Origin of the sequence: Chryseobacterium daecheongense (genome assembly GCA_027920525.1) — a bacterium.
GTDB lineage: Bacteria > Bacteroidota > Bacteroidia > Flavobacteriales > Weeksellaceae > Chryseobacterium > Chryseobacterium proteolyticum.
The window spans coordinates 3314792-3334488 of sequence record CP115858.1; the positions used below are offsets into that span (position 1 = coordinate 3314792).

17 protein-coding genes are annotated in these 19697 nt (G+C 36.8%); 4 read left to right on the plus strand and 13 right to left on the minus strand.

Annotation, left to right across the window (positions count from 1 at the left end):
* Positions 1–193 precede the first annotated feature (193 nt).
* The gene (locus PFY10_14755; GenBank protein WBV55487.1) at positions 194–3064 is read left to right on the plus strand and encodes a carboxypeptidase-like regulatory domain-containing protein; all 2871 of its coding nucleotides are present in this window, start codon (positions 194–196) and stop codon (positions 3062–3064) included.
* A 31-nt stretch (positions 3065–3095) separates the two neighbouring features.
* Positions 3096–4403: a DUF5689 domain-containing protein gene (locus PFY10_14760; GenBank protein WBV55488.1), complete on the plus strand. Its 1308-nt coding sequence runs from the start codon at positions 3096–3098 to the stop codon at positions 4401–4403.
* Positions 4404–4470: 67 nt separating this feature from the next.
* Here PFY10_14760 and PFY10_14765 read toward each other — a convergent pair whose 3' ends face one another.
* From PFY10_14765 to PFY10_14785, 5 genes are all read right to left on the minus strand, one after another.
* Positions 4471–4941, minus strand: coding sequence for a M penetrans family 1 protein (locus PFY10_14765; protein ID WBV55489.1), 471 nt, complete (start codon positions 4939–4941; stop codon positions 4471–4473).
* A 58-nt stretch (positions 4942–4999) separates the two neighbouring features.
* Positions 5000–5746 (minus strand): TIGR00730 family Rossman fold protein, encoded by a 747-nt coding sequence (locus tag PFY10_14770; protein ID WBV58948.1) that lies wholly within the window; start codon positions 5744–5746, stop codon positions 5000–5002.
* A gap of 13 nt (positions 5747–5759) precedes the next feature.
* Positions 5760–6473: a nucleotidyltransferase family protein gene (locus tag PFY10_14775; GenBank protein ID WBV55490.1), complete on the minus strand. Its 714-nt coding sequence runs from the start codon at positions 6471–6473 to the stop codon at positions 5760–5762.
* Positions 6474–6548: 75 nt separating this feature from the next.
* Entirely contained in the window at positions 6549–6956 is a 408-nt protein-coding gene (locus PFY10_14780) for an ATP-binding protein (protein ID WBV55491.1), read from the minus strand.
* A 54-nt stretch (positions 6957–7010) separates the two neighbouring features.
* Complete coding sequence (locus PFY10_14785) at positions 7011–8030, minus strand: phosphotransferase (GenBank protein ID WBV55492.1); 1020 nt, start codon at positions 8028–8030, stop codon at positions 7011–7013.
* A 50-nt stretch (positions 8031–8080) separates the two neighbouring features.
* Between PFY10_14785 and xrtF the strand changes: the two genes are divergently transcribed.
* Both xrtF and PFY10_14795 read left to right on the plus strand, forming a co-directional pair.
* A complete protein-coding gene (xrtF, locus tag PFY10_14790) occupies positions 8081–8611 on the plus strand; it encodes an exosortase family protein XrtF (protein WBV55493.1) in 531 nt (176 codons plus the stop codon).
* Positions 8598–9032 (plus strand): exosortase F system-associated protein, encoded by a 435-nt coding sequence (locus PFY10_14795; protein ID WBV55494.1) that lies wholly within the window; start codon positions 8598–8600, stop codon positions 9030–9032. Before xrtF ends, PFY10_14795 begins: the two co-directional genes overlap by 14 nt.
* Before the next feature lie 10 nt (positions 9033–9042).
* Here the strand turns inward: PFY10_14795 and PFY10_14800 are convergent, their stop codons facing one another.
* The 8 genes from PFY10_14800 to PFY10_14835 form a co-directional block, all read right to left on the minus strand.
* Positions 9043–10023: a cation diffusion facilitator family transporter gene (locus tag PFY10_14800; protein WBV55495.1), complete on the minus strand. Its 981-nt coding sequence runs from the start codon at positions 10021–10023 to the stop codon at positions 9043–9045.
* 69 nt (positions 10024–10092) lie between these two features.
* Positions 10093–11085 (minus strand): aspartate-semialdehyde dehydrogenase, encoded by a 993-nt coding sequence (locus PFY10_14805; GenBank protein ID WBV55496.1) that lies wholly within the window; start codon positions 11083–11085, stop codon positions 10093–10095.
* A 30-nt stretch (positions 11086–11115) separates the two neighbouring features.
* Entirely contained in the window at positions 11116–11547 is a 432-nt protein-coding gene (locus PFY10_14810; GenBank protein WBV55497.1) for a hypothetical protein, read from the minus strand.
* Between the two features lie 93 nt (positions 11548–11640).
* Positions 11641–14256, minus strand: coding sequence for a TonB-dependent receptor plug domain-containing protein (locus PFY10_14815; GenBank protein WBV55498.1), 2616 nt, complete (start codon positions 14254–14256; stop codon positions 11641–11643).
* Positions 14257–14465: 209 nt separating this feature from the next.
* The gene (gene nadC, locus PFY10_14820; GenBank protein WBV55499.1) at positions 14466–15326 is read right to left on the minus strand and encodes a carboxylating nicotinate-nucleotide diphosphorylase; all 861 of its coding nucleotides are present in this window, start codon (positions 15324–15326) and stop codon (positions 14466–14468) included.
* A gap of 15 nt (positions 15327–15341) precedes the next feature.
* Entirely contained in the window at positions 15342–16913 is a 1572-nt protein-coding gene (gene nadB / locus PFY10_14825; protein ID WBV55500.1) for an L-aspartate oxidase, read from the minus strand.
* A 29-nt stretch (positions 16914–16942) separates the two neighbouring features.
* Positions 16943–17569, minus strand: coding sequence for an NAD(P)H-dependent oxidoreductase (locus PFY10_14830; protein ID WBV55501.1), 627 nt, complete (start codon positions 17567–17569; stop codon positions 16943–16945).
* Between the two features lie 122 nt (positions 17570–17691).
* A complete protein-coding gene (locus tag PFY10_14835; GenBank protein WBV55502.1) occupies positions 17692–19686 on the minus strand; it encodes a T9SS type B sorting domain-containing protein in 1995 nt (664 codons plus the stop codon).
* Between the last annotated feature and the right edge of the window lie 11 nt (positions 19687–19697).

Sequence of the window (19697 nt, forward strand, 5' to 3'; positions counted from 1 at the left end):
CATTTCATCTTTAAATATAAGTAAATTTAAAATAATTGAACGGAGCGTTTAGCCGGATACATTACAAAGCCGCAATATTAAGATAACATAATTTTAAAAGTATTTCAGATTATAAAAATTTGTTAAATTTATATTTCCCTACTTTTTTAACGCGTTGAAAACTAAGGGAAAACTATAAAAAATACATTTGCTTATGATTAAAAAATTATCATTAGTCTCTTTGTTTACTTTACTTCCGGCTTCTTATTATTTCGCGCAGACAACTGTGTTTGCTTATTTAAAAGATGCAGATGGAAAACCTATTGAAAGGGCAGAAGTAGATTTAAAAGGGAATGAAAATGATGTTACGGCAGACAAGATTGGCTACTTTCAATTTGTCGATTTGCAGCCCGGACATTACCAGATTGTTATTACAAAATCGAATTACGAAACCAAAGTTATGGAATTCGATGTGACTCATGATGAAAAGAGGAAAGATTTGGGCATTATTATCCTGTATTCTAATTTAACTAATGTTGATCAGGGATTGGCTATCATAGACAGTGATAATGACGACGACGGTAGCGGCAGCCAGACCTCCACGGTTGGACTTCTTCAATCATCCCAGGATGTATTCAGCAGAATTGCAGCGTTTGATTTAGGTTTTTACTGGTTTCGGCCCAGAGGAATTGATGGACGAATGGGAGAAACTATGTTAAACGGAGTTTCTATGATCAAATCTGATAAAGGAAACGTAGATTTTGGAAATTGGGGAGGACTTAATGAAGTGACGAGATACCCTGAAATTTCTGCGAACCATTCCCCATCAGAATACGCGTTTGGGGGAAATAGTTCGGTTATTTACAAAAATACCAAGGCTAGTGAGTACAGGAAAGGGTTTCAGTTTACACAATCTCTTACCAATAGAAACTACAGAAACAGGACCTCCCTACGCTATAGCTCCGGGATGAATAAAAACGGGTGGGCATTTACAGTAATGGGAGCAAGAAGATGGGCGGAAGATGGAATTCAGGAAGGAACATTTTACGATGCATATGGAGCTTATTTGGGTATTGAAAAGAAATTCAATGACAAGCATAGTATGACCTTCAATTTTATTGGAGCTCCTTATAGAAGATCGACAGCAAGCCCAAGTACACAGGAAGTATATGATTACAGAGGAGTGCATTATAATTCCTATTGGGGATATCAGGACGGTAAACAAAGAAGTGAAAGAGTGAGAAAGGGTTTTCAGCCGATATTCCAAATCCAGGATTTTTGGAAAATTGACAAGAAATCAAGTCTCTGGACTTCTGTCTCGTATCAGTTTGGAAAGGATAGAGGCTCGCGCTTAGATTGGCAGAATGTACAAAATCCATCACCTACGTATTACAGGAATTTACCAAGTTATTATGATTCCTTAGACCCTAATGCATCGGTCGCTGTAGGACCTGGTGGAACGATGACGACTGCCCAGGACGCATATCAGACATCTCTGGCAGCCTGGACTTCCGGAGATCCGGGAATTACTCAGCTTAATTGGGATGCTCTTTACAAAAGGAATGGGCAACAGGCGGCAGGAAAGTATTACGGGCAGACGGGACGAAGGGCTTTATATTATCTGATTGATGATGTAAGTAATGATAAGATTTTTAATGCAGCAACACACTTTATCCACAATTTTAATGATACAACTAAGTTCCTATTGAATGTATCATATCAATATTATAAATCAGAACAATACAGGGAAGTCAAGGATCTTTTAGGTGCTGATTTTGTTTTAAACCGGGATCCGTTTGCGGCAACCAATCAACCGGGAAAATCTGGATTGTTCAATGATGGAGAAGAGAATGTAACGAAAAAGGTCGGAGACAGAATGACTTACGATTATATTTTCAGAAGACAGGAAGTTAAAGTGAATCCGGGACTAAAATTTGCAACTGGAAAATTTGATGTATTTGTTTCTGCTCTTGCAGGCTACTCAACATCCAGCAGGGAAGGATTATTCAATCATTATTTGTATAAAGACTCTAATGGGAAAGGCCAGGACTACAATTACTGGAATTATGGACTGAAAGGTCAGGTAATTTATAAACTGAATGGCAGGAACTTTCTGGTATACAATGGAGCATATTATTCGCAGGCTCCTTATCTGGAAGATCTCTTTATCAATCCCAGAGTAAACGGATCTGTAGCGCCTAATATTCAGAATATGGTAATCAATGCCAATGATATTAGCTATGTTATTTCTTCACCGTTTCTTAAGTTGAGGTTAACAGGATACTTGGTGAATACAAGCAATGAAACCACCGTGCAAAGGTTTTTTGCTGATGGTATTCAGTTAAGTAATTCTGATGACCAGGGAAATGAAACTATTGTACAAAGTGCATTTGTAACGCAGGTAATGACCGACGTTAAAAGAAGAAATATGGGGGCAGAGCTGGGGTTAGACGTAAAGATTATTCCTACATTATCACTACAGGGGTTAGTAAGCCTTGGACAGTTTACCTATGAGAATGATCCTGTTACCTATTTTGCTTCCGACGCTTCAGGTATTTTTTCTAATGGACTTTCTTATATGAATTTAGGAAAGGCTTACATTAAAAATTATCGTCAGGGAGGAACTCCACAGCAGGCTTACTCTTTGGGGTTCAGATATAACTCTCCCAAATACTGGTGGTTCGGTGCCAACTGGAATTATTTTGATGATAATTATTTGGATCCATCCGCTCTGATAAGGACAGAATCATTTGTTCAGAATAATGTTTCTTCAACTCCTTATATTAATCTTAGCGAATCTGAACTGAGAAGAATGTTGCAACCCAATAAGCTGCCTTCTTCATTTTTTATCAATGCTAATGCAGGAAAATCCTGGGTCATTGGTAAATATTACGTTTTGCTTTCAGCTTCGGTTAATAATATTTTGAACAATAAGAGGTATATCACCGGAGGCTTTGAGCAAACAAGAAATGCCAAATTCCCGGATTTTGTTCAGGATACAGACAGGGAGTTTACTTTATTTGGCCCAAAATACTGGTATACACAGGGAAGATCTTATTTCATTAATCTTCAGCTTAGATTTTAATTTCTATCATCCATTATTAAAAACAACAACAATGAATATAAAAAAATACTTTAGTATAGTAATGGGAGTGGTTTTGGCAGCTTCTGTTACATCTTGCGTGCAAAAAGATGATTGGGAAACTCCACCCGTTAAGTGCACGAATAAATTTCCTGCGGTTACGATGACTATGGCTGATTTTAAAGCCCAGGCTCCGTCGAGTGGTTATATTCTCATCAATACGGATCAGATTTTCGATGGTTATGTAGTGTCTTCAGATGAAAACGGCAATTTCTATAAAACGATTTCTTTTCAGGATAAACCTGAAAATCCTACCGTGGGATTACAAATTGAAGTAGATAGAGCAAATAATTATGCTGATTTCCCTGTGGGAGCCCATATCAGAATTAATGCAAAAGGATTAAGACTTGGACTTGACAGAGGAGTTGTGAAGATAGGCTCCGTGGATAATACTTATGCTATAGGAAGAATCCCGGGACCTTTACTGAGCAGATATATGTCTGGGGTATGTAATGGAAACGGACTTGATATTGCTACGTTAAAGCCTCTTGAATTGGCGAATCTGAAGTTGGCCCAGGATGCTAATTATCTGAATGTGCTGGTGAAGGTTCCGAATGTTCAGTTTTCTGCTTCTGAGATGGGTAAGAAATACATAGATTATGTAGGTGGTGCAGGAGTAGATACTGATAGAAGTATCGTGGATGTCTTTGGAAATGCAACGAATATTAGAAATTCAGGGTTTTTTACTTCTGGCTCTGCTTTGATTCCTGAAGGAAAAGGGGAACTGACATTTGTAGTAAGCCGCTACAATTCTTCATGGCAAATGCTGATCAGAAGTTTGAACGATGTACAATTTACGGGGAAAAGGTTTTTCTTTGAAGGTTTTGATGGAAGTCTGGATGATAATTGGTTTGCTGTAAGTATCACAGGAGCGCAGGTATGGAATATTCAACAGTTTGGAAATCCAAAACCATGTGTAGTGATGAATGGTTTTTCCGGAGGTAATAATGTTAATGAGGACTGGCTGATTTCTAAACCAATTTCTTTGCAGGGCTTTACTTCGGCAGCTTTATCATTTGAAACTGACGCAAGATATAATGGTAACCCACTTGAAGTTTTTGTTACTGAAAACTACACCGGAAATCCATCGACAACAAACTGGGTGCCTTTATCTGCAATACTGGATACAAATGCGGCTGCGTTTAATACCTGGACTTATTCCGGAGATATTAATCTTAATGCCTATGTTAATAAAAGTATTTCAATTGCATTTAAATATACCTCCACAACATCGGCTGCTGCCACCTGGGAGCTAGACAATGTTAGAGTAGTGGGTAATTAAAAAACTACAATTTCTAAATAAAAAAGCCACTACATCTGTAGTGGCTTTCATAATTTAAATTAACTCTTTAAAAAGATACTTCGTTCACTTCTTTCCCTCGTTGGAAATTCATTACTTTCTGACTTCCTTTATACGAGATAGTAACAATGTTACTCTGTTTTGGAAAGGCGCTTAGAAGGATCGTGTTTTTTATTTTCAAGGTATTGATATCTGAAACACCTCCGGTTTCAAAATATACCCATACAGTTTCTCCGCTTACCTGACTTCCTGTAAATGTTATTGTTTTTGGAGAGCCGTTGACGTACACATCAAAATTATTATTGACATATTTTTTTACTTCTGCCTCAAAACCTGCTGTATTCGGATTTATCTTAATAGCATCGGAAATATGACTCGTATTCATTTTCGTGGTGAACTTCAATGTTTTGCTTCCATCTATATAATCAACCTTAGTCATTGAAGAGAAAAAGTCTACATACATAAAACTCATTAACATAAAACATGTTAAAATTCCTGATATATATAAAAGTTTTTTCATCTTAATTAATAAATTTACAATCATAATTGTTCGTTATAAGTGACAAATAATATGCCAACTAGAAGTTCACGTTTACCGCATACTTGTCGTAAAATGCTTTAATGTGTGCTACAGCCTCATCCGCAGTATCTACCACTCTGTAAAGATCAAGATCGTCTTCAGCAATCATCCCTTCTTTTAGTAAAGTTGCCTTAAACCAATCTAACAGTCCGCTCCAAAACTCAGACCCAACCAGAACAATAGGGAACTTTCCGATTTTGTTCGTCTGGATCAGGGTGATAGCTTCAGTCAGTTCATCCAGGGTACCAAATCCTCCTGGCATTACAACAAATCCCTGGGAGTATTTTACAAACATGACCTTCCTTACAAAGAAGTAATCAAAATTCATCGAATAGGATTTGTTGATATAAGGGTTGAAATGCTGTTCAAAAGGAAGGTCTATATTTAAGCCGATAGATTTACCCTTAGCATTAAAGGCTCCTTTATTTCCCGCTTCCATAATTCCTGGACCCCCTCCTGTAATGATACCAAAACCTATTTTCGTTATTTTTTCTGCAATTTCTACGGCCATTTCGTAGTATTTGCTTTCGGGCTTTAATCTTGCAGACCCGAAAATGGAAACACAAGGGCCTATTTTAGCTAATTTTTCATAACCGTCTACGAATTCAGCCATTACTTTGAAAACCATCCAGCTATCCTTAGTAATGATTTCGTCCCAGGTTTTTTGTCTTAAACTGTTTTGTAGTTTTGTTTCATTAACATCAAATTCCGGATTTATTAAACTTTCGTCTCTGGTACCATCCATTTCCATTGCAAAATTATTTAAAATGTTTTTCGGCTTCTTTTACAGATTCTGGTCTTCCAACATCTATCAGCAGATTATTGTGTACAAATCCATGAATATGTTCGGTTTGCATTAAATCCAGATATTCTTCCATAACAGAAAATTTGCCTGTTCTTTTTATTTTTTCAAAGATAGAAGGGTTAATGCAATGTACACCGCTAAAAGCCAATGCTTTAAATCCTTTATTGAATTCTGCAAGCCTTTGTTCTCCGGTTTGTACGTTTAGCCAGCCTCTTAAAACCATTTCATCATTGAAAAGTAATTTTCTCGAACTTTCCCTGTCCGAGACGGCTAAAGTAGCAAAATCTTTTATCTTTTTGTGATAACTTACAAGATCATTAATATTAATATCGGTAAGAATATCCGCATTCATGATTAAGAAATCTTCTCCATGATCAAGAAATCTTCTAGCAAAAATTAAACCACCTCCGGTTTCAAGTAATTCTTCACGCTCATCAGATATTTCAATATTGCAATTAAAGTTGTTATTTTCCTTTAAAAAATCAATGATCTGATTTCCAAAATGATGGATATTGATGACAAAATCATTAATTCCAAAACTTTTAAGGTATTTGATATTTCGTTCCAGTAGTGGAATTCCATTTACTTTTGCCAGGGCTTTCGGATGATGGTCTGTAAAAGGCTTGAGGCGTGTTCCCTTACCGGCAGCGAAGATTAGAGCTTTCATTTGTTATAATGGGTAGATGATTATTAAAACATACACTGAGTACATTAATTATTTATATAATTGATCGTTTATCAATTATGAATTAAGATGATGTTGCTCATCATGATGTAAGCTTATTTCAGTTCCCTGAGGATATTTTTCTTTGATAAATTCGGCTATTTTTATTGCTGAATATACCGATCTGTGCTGTCCTCCGGTACACCCAAAATTAATCTGCAGATTTTCAAATCCCCGGGAAAGATAATTATCAATATTGATGGATATGATTCCTTTTACCAATTCCAGAAATCGTGGCATCTCGGTTTCATTTTCAAGGAACTCCTGGACTCCTTTGTCGCTTCCTGTCTGACTTTTATATTCCTCAATTCTTCCGGGATTAAGAATTCCTCTGCAATCAAAAGTAAAACCTCCACCATTACCGGTTTCGTCTTTGGGAATTCCTCCTTTCTTGTATGAAAAACTGTGGATGTCTATGTGTAACATAAGTATATATTTTTTATTTACCCTTTAAGATTTAGATGTATTTTCTTAGGGCTTTTACGGGTTTAAAATTGTGTTTATTTTTAAATGTACTTTCTCGTGATCTAATTGTTGTATTAATTTTTTGAGCTCAGGATATTCATTTATACCTTCCCAAGTTTCCGCGAAACGGATCACGTTTTCAATCCCCTGATTGATGCTTGATATAAAATGTGGCTTTCTTTGAATAAGACCTCTAAAACCGTATGCACCAAGAACCTGGAGAAATCTCATCATTTGAATAGGTTTTACCGAGTTTCTTAGTTGATGTTGTGTCTGCTCACTTTCAAATTGCTGAATATAAAATTCTAACATTTCATTTTTGAAATCTTCGGGAAAGTTTGCTTTAGCCTGAAAAAGAAAGGAAATAACATCATAGATAAGAGGGCCTTTCATTGCAGATTGATAATCAATGAAGGAAACATGGTTATTTTCGTTAACCATTATATTTCTTGCCTGAAAATCCCGTATCATTATTCCTTTTGGCTCAAGACTTTCAATAAGAGAGGCTATGGCTTTGAATTCTTTTAGTAGGGTTGATTTATGGTATTCCAGCTCCAGGACATCGGCAATGAAATTCTTAAAATAATACAAATCGTGGATGACCGGAAGTTCGTCATAGTTCTCATATTCAAATGTTTTGGTAAAATCTATTTCCCCACTTGTCCGTATTTGTAACTGAAAAAGCTTTTCTAAAGTCTGCCTGACCATGGCTTTTACTTTCACGGAAAGACCCTCTTTTGCAATAATTTCGGAGAGGGTGTGTTCTCCTAAAAATTCCTGAACATATGTTTTCCGGTCTTCGGAAATAATAAGAATAGCAGGAGTGTTGAGGTGTAAGTGAGAGAAAATATTTGAATAATAAAAAAAACTTTCATTTTCCTGAATATTTTCATTATAGGTAATAATATACTTTTTGTTATCTGCCTGCGCCAGAAAATTCACTCTCGCGGATCCGCTTTGAGCCAATGTGACGAACTCAGAAGATTTTTTACCTATATAGTTTTCAAAAAATCGTTGTGCGTTTTCAGAAGTCATAATATGGAAACAAATATACTAAATTAGAGTCTAATTTTTATCTTTGTATTATGCTAAAGGATTTTAAGCCGGTTTTAAGTATTCTGTTGAGGTTCATCATCATTTATGTGGTGTTGCTGTTGGGTTATCAGTTTTATCTGAACAGCTACAAGGAAACGGGGCTGGATCCTTTTTCAAGGATGATTGCTGAACAGGTGAGCTATATTCAGAATGTTTTGAAATATCCTACACAGCTGTATAATGACGTTGAAAAAGAACAGGTCTGGTTTTATGTAAAGAATGTTTACGTTACACGAATGGTTGAAGGATGTAATGCAATTTCCGTAATGATTCTTTTCGTATCTTTTGTTTTTGCATTCTATAAAGGAGCTAAAACATTTATTTTTGTTTTGATCGGCCTTGTGATACTTTATGTGATCAATGTTCTTAGGATCGTAGGAATTAATCTTTTGGTCAGTGATTACAAGCAGTATGAAAAGATGGCCCATGATTTTCTTTTTCCTGCTGTGATCTATGGAACGGTAGTTATCCTGTGGCTTGTTTGGATTAAATTTTTTGCTTTAAAGAATGAAAATACTTAACTGGGTTTTAGTGATACTTGGAGTTGCGGGACTTATGAGTGTACGGGTATTTGAAAATAAGATCTTTTATGATCCTTTTCTTGAGTATTTTCATAAAGCCGATAAGACTATTGCTTTTCCTGCTTTTGATTGGGGAAAGCTGATTCTTGGGCATGTCCTAAGATTTCTTCTGAATTTATTTTTTTCCTGCCTTATTATTCATTTTTTATTTAAAAATAAGACCTGGACCCTACAGGGTGGAGTATTGATTACTATAATTTTTCTTATTACTTTTCCCATCTATCTTTACTGTATTCACGACAGGTTTGAAGTGGGATATCTTTTTTCTTTCTATATGAGAAGGTTTGTGATCCAGCCTTTGATTATACTTCTTGTTGTTCCTATGTTTTATTACAGGCAACAATTATTAAAAAGAGCTTAGATATATCAGTCTATGTTGCAGTATGTTTAACCTCCAGTGTTATATTCTCTGTAGTCCATTCCACTCTTTTTACGAAATCCCTTTCGCGGACTGGGCAATCCATGATCTGGCAGACCGGGCATGAAATCGTTTTGCAGTCATCCATATGAAAATTAAATTCAATGGTACGGTTGATATTTTTTGCCAGGAGGATAATCACATTTTCCATTTCTTTATGGGCGTCACGAAGGCTATAATACCATGGTAGCGTAATATGTGCATCGATATGGAGCGAAGCTCCGAATTGCTGGATTTTCATATTATGTACATCAATCCATTCTGCTTTTCTGTTGTTTTCAAGAACTTGAACAATCTGGATCAGTATCTCGGGATCCTGTTCATCCATAATTCCGCTTAAAGACTTGCGGATGATCTTATATCCTACAAATATAATATAGGCTCCAAATACTAAGGCAACGACAGAATCTAGCCAATAGATCTTTGTAAAGTAAACAACAATTAAACTAAGAACAACTCCAAGAGTGGTAATGGTATCAGACTGGAGGTGTTTTCCTGAAGAGATCAGAACCAATGAGTTATCCGCTTTCCCTTTTTTAATGGAAATATAACCCAGCAGATAATTGACTACTGCAGTGGCAGCAATGATTGCAATTCCCCAGTCCATTTTATTAAGCGTCTTACCGACGATTAAACTATGGGTACCTTCGTAGATGATCATAATACCTGCAATGGCGATTAGTGCTCCCTCTATTCCGGAAGTTACGAATTCAACTTTTCCATGTCCGTAAGGGTGTCCCTCATCTTTAGGTTTTGCGGCCAGATGGAGTGAATAGAGTCCCATAAATGCGCTGATAACGTTCACGACACTTTCCATAGCGTCTGAAAAAACAGCATCGGAATTAGTGAGTTTCCAGGCGATAATTTTACCGATGAACAAAATAACTCCAAAAACGGCAATTAATCTTTGAAAGCCTATTTTATTTTTATTCATATTCTTTAATCTTACTAGTTTGATAAAAAAAAGAATCTCAATTTTGAGACTCTTTTTTATTTTGTTAGTTTAAACTAAGTTTTTTGATACCAGGTATTCTGCGATCTGTACTGCGTTCGTTGCAGCGCCTTTTCTCAGATTATCCGCCACGATCCACAAATTGAGCGTTTTGGGTTGTGACAGATCCCGTCTTATCCTTCCTACAAAGACTTCATCTTTTCCTTCTGAGTCTAGTGGCATCGGATATCGGTTGTTTTTCACATCATCTATTACTATAACTCCCGGGGTTTCAGATAAGATCTTTCTTACTTCATCGAGGTCGAACTCATTTTCAAATTCGATATTCACACTTTCCGAATGTCCGCCCTGAACCGGAACCCTTACTGCCGTTGCCGTTAAATTAAAAGTATCATCCCCTAAGATTTTCTTAGGCTCTTTCATTAATTTAATCTCTTCCTTCGTGTAATCGTCATCACTGAAAACGTCACAGTGTGGTAAAGCATTTTTAAAGATCTGATAAGGATATACCTTTGCTACGGAATCATCGCCTTTAATTTCAGAATTTAACTGATCTACGGCTGCTTTCCCAGTTCCGGTCACAGACTGGTAGGTTGAAACAACCACTCTTTTAAGGTCATATTTCTTATTAAGTGGTCCCAGAACCATAACCAACTGAATGGTAGAGCAGTTGGGGTTGGCAATAATTTTATCTTCGGCTGTTAAAACATTCGAATTGATCTCAGGAACCACCAGTTTTTTGGTAGGATCCATTCTCCACGCAGAAGAATTGTCGATTACAGTAATTCCTGCTTCAGCAAATTTGGGAGCAAATTCCAAAGATGTAGAACCTCCGGCTGAAAAAATAGCAATATCAGGTTTGGCAGCTATAGCGTCATTAATGCTTACAATCGTATACTCTTCCTGTTTATACTTCACCTTCTTACCAATAGATTTTTCCGAAGCTACCGGAATTAATTCTGTGACAGGGAAGTTTCTCTCCTCCAAAACTTTAAGCATAACTTGTCCAACCATTCCTGTTGAACCTACTACAGCTACTTTCATCTTAATGATTACAATGTTTAAGTTAATATATTATGCCCCGAAGACCCTTGTCCACGGGAACGCGAATGCAAATAAGCCAACCGCAATAAGTCCCATGATTACAATTCCTAACGAAATGGTATCATTGGATTTTACTTTTTTATTGATGATCGTCATCAATACGGCTGCAATCAGCATAGAAAATGGATGTTCCACATATTGAAATCTTAGGTCTGCATTTTTCATTACTGCTCCCATATCCAATCCTTTTGTAAAGTTGGTGATCAGCATAATGATTCCAATCAAAAATTGAACGTGGAAGAAGATCATGGTGAAAAGAGTGGTCTTCTTTAAAAATTTGTTCACTTTTCCACTGAAGCCAAACATGGTCCCTAAAAGTGCAATAATAAATAGTGCTACCAAAAGAAGCTCAAGATACCCAAATCCTTTGTGGGCACTAAGTAAAATCTTGTAAAAATCCATATCCTGTTTTTTTCTATTTTTCTAGTAGACAAAGATAACAAAAAATCCCGGCCAAAGCCGGGATTGATATTTATAAAATCTAAATTTATATTATTAGAAGTTGAAAGATAAATTAGCAGACCAAGTTCTTCCGAAACCGAAATAAACTCTGTTCGATGGGTCAAGCCCTTTGTATAAAGTAGCTTGATATGCAGCATATTGCTGAGGCGTTGAGAAATCTCCCTCTCCTTTAGCAAAGATGTTAGTTGCTCCATCTGAAATATAAGTAGTATCTAATAAGTTGTAAACGTTAGCACCTACAGTGAAGTATTGTGACGTGTTATTTAATCTTATTTTATAAGAAAATCCTACATCAAACAGGTTAAAATCTGGTAATTTAAGTGATCCTCTTGCCTGGTTTTCAGGTTTGGAGAATGATCCTGGATCAATAGATGAGTAAATTTCACCCACGTATCTCCAAGTACCATAGATACTTAAATCTTTTACAGGTCTTATGGTAGCTCCCAATGAAGCAGTCATCTGAGGAATACTGTTACTGCTACTTCCCCCTACTTTTACACCATCTAGGTAAAGAGTAGTATTGTTAGAAGCGTTTCCAGAAGTTACTACTGGATTGTTGTTATCATCAAATGTAGCCCCACTAGCATTACCTTTATATTTGTAGTCTCCAATAGATAACATTCCTTGGAATTCTAGCATGGGGATTGGCTTATAGGTTGCATCTATTTCAATTCCCATATGTACCTGTGTAATTCCACTGATTTCTGCGTAACCGGTTAATGTTGACGTTCCTGTTGGAGAAGAAGGATCTACTACTTCAAATGTCATTCCTCCTCTTCTGAACCATCTGTCTTTCCACTCAGTTCTGTAAAGGTTAACATTTGCGTTTAATTTAGATGATCTGAATCCATAACCAACTTCAGCTGAGAAGATTTTCTCATTAGTCAAAGTAGGGTTAAGAACCTGAAAGTTACTTGGATATACAGAGTTCATGAAAGGCTGCTTGCTGTAATATCCGATATTAGCAAAAACATTATGGTTATCATTAATATTATAATTTGCCCCCCCTTTAATGTTGTATCCGAAAAGATTCTTGAAACCAGTTTTTGTATTTACTATCTGTCCAGTAACTGCATTAGGTTGTCTGGTTACACCATCTTTTACAAAGTTATCAATTCTTTGATATGCCTGATTTGAAACGGAACCTTGTAAGAATGCTGATAAATTATCCTTAGAATATTCTACTTGAGCGAATCCACTGTACCAAAGTACTTCACCATCATTACTGTAGCCTATTTGATCTCCTATTGGAGCAGTTTTTCCTCCAAACGGATTCCATGAAAGGCTCTTGTAATCATACACTTTATTAACAATGTATGGCGCCACATTTTTGTTTCCGGCTTCTTTATACCCTGCAGCTCCGTAAAGATCTGAAACTACTTGATAATGATAACCATAGTAATATCTGTCGTCTGTACCTACTGAGAAATTCCAGTTATCATTGATTTTATGTTGGAAATTTGCTAAAATCCCATACCAGTTGTGGGAGTTAATACTTGCTCTACGGATTAATGTACTTCCTGCTGGAGTAGCCGGATTATTTAGGTCAACAGCCTGGTTAGCTGCAAAAATAGCATCATAATTGAAATGCCCCATATTGTCATAGTAACCAGTAGCTCCTTTTCCGCCAACTCTACCCAAATCACCAGTTCCACCACCTCTACCATTAGACATATATAGAACAGTACTTAATTTGGATTTTTCATTCATATTCCAATCCCAGTTCAACATCATTACGGGCTTAGCGTAATAATTAGATCTGTTTGCTAAAGCCACTTTATTTCCATTTGCATCGGTATAGTAACCATAATCAGAATTGTATTGTCTGTATGGAGTACCATCTTGGTCCGGATTATATTTTATATAGTTTGCAATAGTAGGAGAGAAGGTTCTCTGATCATGCCACTGTGGAGATGAAGTTATAGTGAATTGGAAGTTATGCTTTTTGTTCGGCTCCCAACCTAATGCGAAATAGTAAGCATAAGCTTCAAAGTCTGTGTTTTCGATATAAGTTCCTCCTGCAGTTCTACTCATTAGAAAAGATGAAGACCATCCTTTATCAAGTTTTCCAGTATTATATGCAAATGATGTTTTTAAGTAGTCATTATTACCAACTCCTAATCTTATCACACCTCCTTTTTTCATGTCCGCAGAACGAGTAATGTAGTTAATAGTTCCCCCTACAGAAGCTATCCCTAATTTAGAAGAACCTAAACCTCTCTGTGCTTGAACAAAACTAGTAACGTCAGCTAAACCTGTCCAGTTAGAGTAGTATACAGTACCTCCTTCCATATCATTTACAGGCATACCGTTTACCATTACTGCGATGTTTCGGGACTCGAAACCTCTCATGGTAATACCTCCGTCACCGTAACCACCTCCGGATTTAGTAGCGTACACTGAAGGTGTAGTGTTTAAAATCTCGGTAAGTTCTTGGTTTCCTAATCTTTCGATAATTTGTGCTGCTTTAATAGTAGATGCAGCAACCGGTGTCTTTCTATCTTTAGCGATATCTGTTACACCTTGTAAAATTACCTCCTCAATGTCTTTAGACCTCTTAATCGTGTCCTGTGTTTCTTGAGCGTAATAAACACTAGCTGTAGACAATGTAATTACTACAGTCAGTATCGATTTGTTGATTAATTTCATAATCGTTAGTAATAGTTAGATTTAAATTTTATGCAAAAGTCGGTATTTAAATTTTAACCAATATTAACCCAATGTTAATTTTTAACGAATATTAAGAATTATTAATTTGTTGATTTATAGTATTTTAGCTTTTTTACCTGTTTTTATGTTAAAAAAATGCATTGCATAATACATAAAAAAGTAATATTATTTTTGTTAAAAATACAATGCTATTTCACGGCTTTGAGGCTTAGATCTATGTTTTTAGCCGAGTGTGTAAGGGCTCCGGCAGAAATGTAAGTAACACCTGTAGAGGCAATATCTTTTAGCTCATCACGGGTAATTCCGCCGGAAGCTTCGGATTCACATTTGCCGTTAATCATTTCAACCGCCTGTCTCATTGTTTTCACATCCATATTATCGAGCATGATTCTGTCTACCTTTGCTTTAATAGCTTCTTCAACTTCTTCAAGATTCCTTGTTTCAACCTCTATTTTCAGTTTTTTCTTGTTCTTTTTAATATAATCTTTTGCCATTTTTACCGCATTGGTAATACTGCCATTATAATCAATATGATTATCTTTCAGCATGATCATGTCATAAAGCCCGTATCTGTGGTTGGTTCCGCCTCCTATAGCAACCGCCCATTTTTCACATATCCTGAAATTAGGAGTAGTTTTTCTTGTATCTAATAATTTGGTTTTTGTCCCCACTAATCTTGAATCCCATTCATGTGTAAGGGTTGCTATACCGCTCATCCTTTGCATGCAGTTCAGGATCAGCCTTTCTGTTGAAAGAATTGATTGAGCTGGTCCTGTAACTATGAAGGCAATATCGCCTACTTTGGCTGCCTCACCGTCTTTAATAAAGGTTTCAACTTTTAGGTTTTTATCGAAAGTTGTAAAGATAATTTCAGCTAATTCAACTCCTGCAAGGATACAATTTTGCTTAACCAGAAGTTGAGCGCTTTGTTTAAGATCTTTTGGAATTGTTGATAGGGTAGAATGATCACCATCCTGGATATCTTCTTCCAGAGCAGATTTTATAAATGTTTTAAGTGCTTTATCTGTTACGTAGTTTGGCTTTTTCATGTTCTTTATACTTGGTTAAGCTAAATCTTTATTATAAAATGCCCCCTTATTTTCAGTCATTTCCATAGATTGGGTAATGATGAGATGAGCAACGGTTGTTAAGTTTCTTAGTTCGGATAATTGAGGGGAAAGAATAGAGTAGCGATAGATTTCATCTACAGCCGCGGCAATTTCATGATGCTTTTGAAGAGCCATTTTTAAACGTCTGTTGCTTCGTACGATACCTACCAGGTCACTCATCATTTCCTGAAGTTGTTTTCTGAGGTAGCTTACGATAACCATTTCATCAATAATTTTCATTCCTTCCTCGTTCCACTCCGGAACAGCTTTTAGATCATCAAAATTAAAGTTGTTATCCTTTAACAGCTCTACGGTCTTCATCGCTGCATTATGCCCAAACACAAGTCCTTCTAGTAAAGAGTTGGAAGCAAGTCTGTTAGCTCCGTGTAAGCCGGAGTTGGTGCATTCGCCCACGGCAAATAAATTTTTGATAGAAGATTGCCCGTCTCTGTCCACTTCAATTCCTCCCATCAGATAATGGCAGGCGGGAACTACAGGAATTAATTGAGTGAAAGGATCAATGGCTTCTTCTTTGCATTTTTTATAAATATTAGGGAAATGGTCTAAAAATTTTTCCTGATTCATTTCCCGGCAATCCAGACCTACATATTCATCTCCGGAAATTTTCATTTCGTTGTCTATAGCTCTTGCTACTATATCTCTGGAGGCAAGTTCCTCACGTTCATCATATTTATGCATGAACTTTTCTCCTCTTTTTGTTCTGAGTTTTGCACCATCACCACGTACTGCCTCTGAAATCAGAAATAACATTCCGTCAATTTTGCTATACAGGGCTGTAGGGTGGAACTGGTAATATTGCATGTTGGAAACATTTCCTTTTGCGCGGGCTACAAATGCAATTCCGTCACCTGTCGCAATAGTGGGATTGGTTGTGTTTTTATAAACATGGCCAGCACCTCCGGTTGCAACGAGTGTTATTTTTGAAGTTATTTTTTTTATGGTTTTGGATTTTTCATCCAAAATATATGCACCATAACAGTGGATGTCTCCTTCATTTAATTCTTTTCCGGGAACATGGTGCTGAGTGATAATGTCAATAACGTAATGGTGATCGAGAATTTCGATGTTTGGACTATTTTTGGCCGTCTGTAAAAGAGCTCTTTCTATCTCAAATCCCGTGATATCCTTATGATGAACAATTCTGTTTTCTGTATGTCCTCCTTCTCTTCCTAATGCAAATTCTCCATTTTTCATGTCGAATTGAGCACCCCATTCTACAATTTCATTAAACCTTGCGGGAGCTTCTTTCACCACCATTTCTACCACATCGCGTTTACTTTCTCCATCTCCGGCACGCATGGTGTCTTCAATGTGTTTTTCGAAATTGTCTTTCTTGAAATCCGTAACGACAGCTAAGCCGCCCTGAGCATATTTTGTATTGCTTTCATCTTCATCAGATTTTGTTACTATTATTATATTGGCATCAGGAAGTTGTTCAGAAACTTTAATTGCATAAGAAAGTCCCGAGATTCCGGAACCAATTATTAATACATCCGCTTTTATCATATGCTTGCTTTAAGACAATGGTCTAATCATTAAATAAATTTAAACAATTTTTCGTTTGGTTTCCGTACTTTTTTCATGTGCTGAAAATGATCCTCTTCAGATCTGTAGCCCATTGCCAGTGTAACCGTTACTTTTTCTGTTTTCGGATCCAGATTTAGGATGTTTTCGATAAGATCTTCGCGAAACCCCTCCATGGGGCAAGTATCTACATTTTCAATAGCGGCAGCATACATTAGGTTTGCTAAGACGATATAGGATTGTTTTTCAGCCCAATTGAAAATTTCGTCATCCTTTTTTTGAACAATATGCTGGTTAATGCTCTTTTTGAAAGGATCAAGTGTTTCCAGTGGAATATTTCTCACTTCAGAAATGTGGTTAAAATAACCTCTTATATAACTTTCATCAATTGTTTTTTTAGAAACAATTACAATAAGGTGAGAACATGTAGAAATTTGAGATGGATTATAGAAAGCCGGAATAAGCTTTTGTTTCATTTCTTCGCTTTCAACAACTAAGATCTTGTACGGCTGAAGTCCCAAAGAGCTGGCAGACAATTTCCCCGACTCAAGAATGTTATGAAGGGTTTCCTGAGGAATAATCTCTTTGTTGAATTTTTTTACAGAATATCTTCTGCTTAAAGCTTCCAAATAATTCATAAGACAAATTTAAGAATTGAATATGAATAAAATGGAGTTATCAGGAAATATCTGTTTATAAATAATATGAAAAAGGATTGCTCAAAAAATGAAACAATCCTTTTTTTATGTGAATACGGATATTATTCTCTATTCTTTACCAATATCCATCCGGAATATTTGATAGCGGTATTTTTTTTGTCGTTTTCATTCCACGTTACGGAAAACCAGTAGCTGCCAGTAGAAACTTTTCTGCCAGCTATCGTTCCATCCCATTTGTATTTATTGGATTTATCACCCTGATGGAGTTTCGCCCCATACCGGTCGAAAATACTGAAAACTAAATTTTGTTTACCGGACAGTGCGGAGTAATCGATAACATCATTCACTCCGTCGCCGTTTGGAGTGATCACATTGACCAGATTTGGAACGGTAACGGTAATATCTATTGGCTCACAGTCATAGGCGTCTTTTACAAATATATTGGCTTCACCTCGTGGTAAATTAGAAAAGACATTGGAATTTTGCCAGTTGATATTGTCCAACGAGTATTGATAAGGAGGTGTTCCTCCTATTACATTTACGGTTATGGTATTGCTGGAAATATCAACATTGTTTATGACCGGTTGTTCAGAAGGGTATACGGTTACATTCTGAGTAGCAGTACACTCGCCGGTTTTTAATTTTACCCAGTAAACACCTACTCCCACATCAGTAATGCTCTGGGTTGTTGCTCCGGTACTCCAAAGATAGGATGCGAAACCCGGACCAGCGTCCAGAGTAGTTTTGTCTTCAATACAGATTATTTTGTCTTTTAAAATCGTCGAAAGAACAGGAGCGATCACCACCAGGGTGACTTTTGCTATCGCATAGCATCCGTTTGAGTTCGTAACTCTGATGTATACAACACCATTAGGGGCAATATAATTTGCCGGTGTGGTAATTTCATTGGTTCCGTTCATTGCATCCGTTAGCGATGGGTAATATTTTTTGGTTACCCCTAATTGTGTAGTTACCGAAGCGGCCGTCAGGTTGAAAGATGCTGTTGCAGGACTCGATTCAATAAAACAGGACCTTAGGGTAGCATCATTTACAGTGACAATGGGGGCTACTTTTAAGGCTATTGTTGCATCATTGTTATCGCATAATACCGACGATGGGTCTTTTATAACTACAGAAATATTGGTATCTGTGGTATACTGGAAATTTGTAGGATTTGGAATCGGGGTTCCGCTTCCTGTAATATAGTAAGTAAATGTATAATTGCTAGGAGTTGCTGTAAGTTGAGGATTAAATGTTGTTAAGTCTATATTTGCCATTCCGGCAAGGTCAGGACATATGAATTTTGTTATAGCTGTTTGTAGCAGAGGAATTTTGTCTACATAGACTTTTACGTTTTTTATAGAGTGTCTCGATCTTGCCCCTCCTGTAGAAGCTGAAAACCCAAAATAACCTACTGTCATGGCAGCAGCAGCTCCTGAAGGTGCGAAAGATTGATTAACGATTAAGTTTCCATCAATGGTTATTTTTACGATCCAGTTGGCCGGAGCTGCAGGATCTACTTCTCCGCTTACCTCTACATGTTTGTAGGTTGTACCTTGGAAGGGTTGTGTGGCATTCAGATCAGGGGAGTGAAAAGAGCTTCCGGGAACATTAAAAAACTCAACATTGTTGGTATCTGTAGTATTTGCAACCTGGCCATATGCAACATGTACTTTACTCATTCCGGAGGTTCCGGTTGCATTGTTATATGTGTCAAATCCGGTAATAAAACCGATCGCATTTTGGGATACTCCCAGTCCGGAGCCCAGAATACTTGCAACAGGAGGGTTGGCGAGATACCAAAATGCAATTCCGTCACCTGTATAAGTCTGATTGGAATCCATTCTGAAATCAAACTCTACTCTCCATTTGTCACAATATTTCAGATTGATGGGTTCGTTTAATCTTATGGAACCTGATCTGTCATTGATATCCGGAGTTAACTGCACAAAATCGGTATTTACAACCGTTGGTGCAACCATTGTCCATCCTGTAGTATTCACAGGGTTTCCTGTTAATTGATAGGTTTGTGAGAAAATCATTACCGGGAAACAGAGCAGAAAAAGGAGAGTATAAAAGGGTATAGTTTTTTTCATTGTTATAAAGG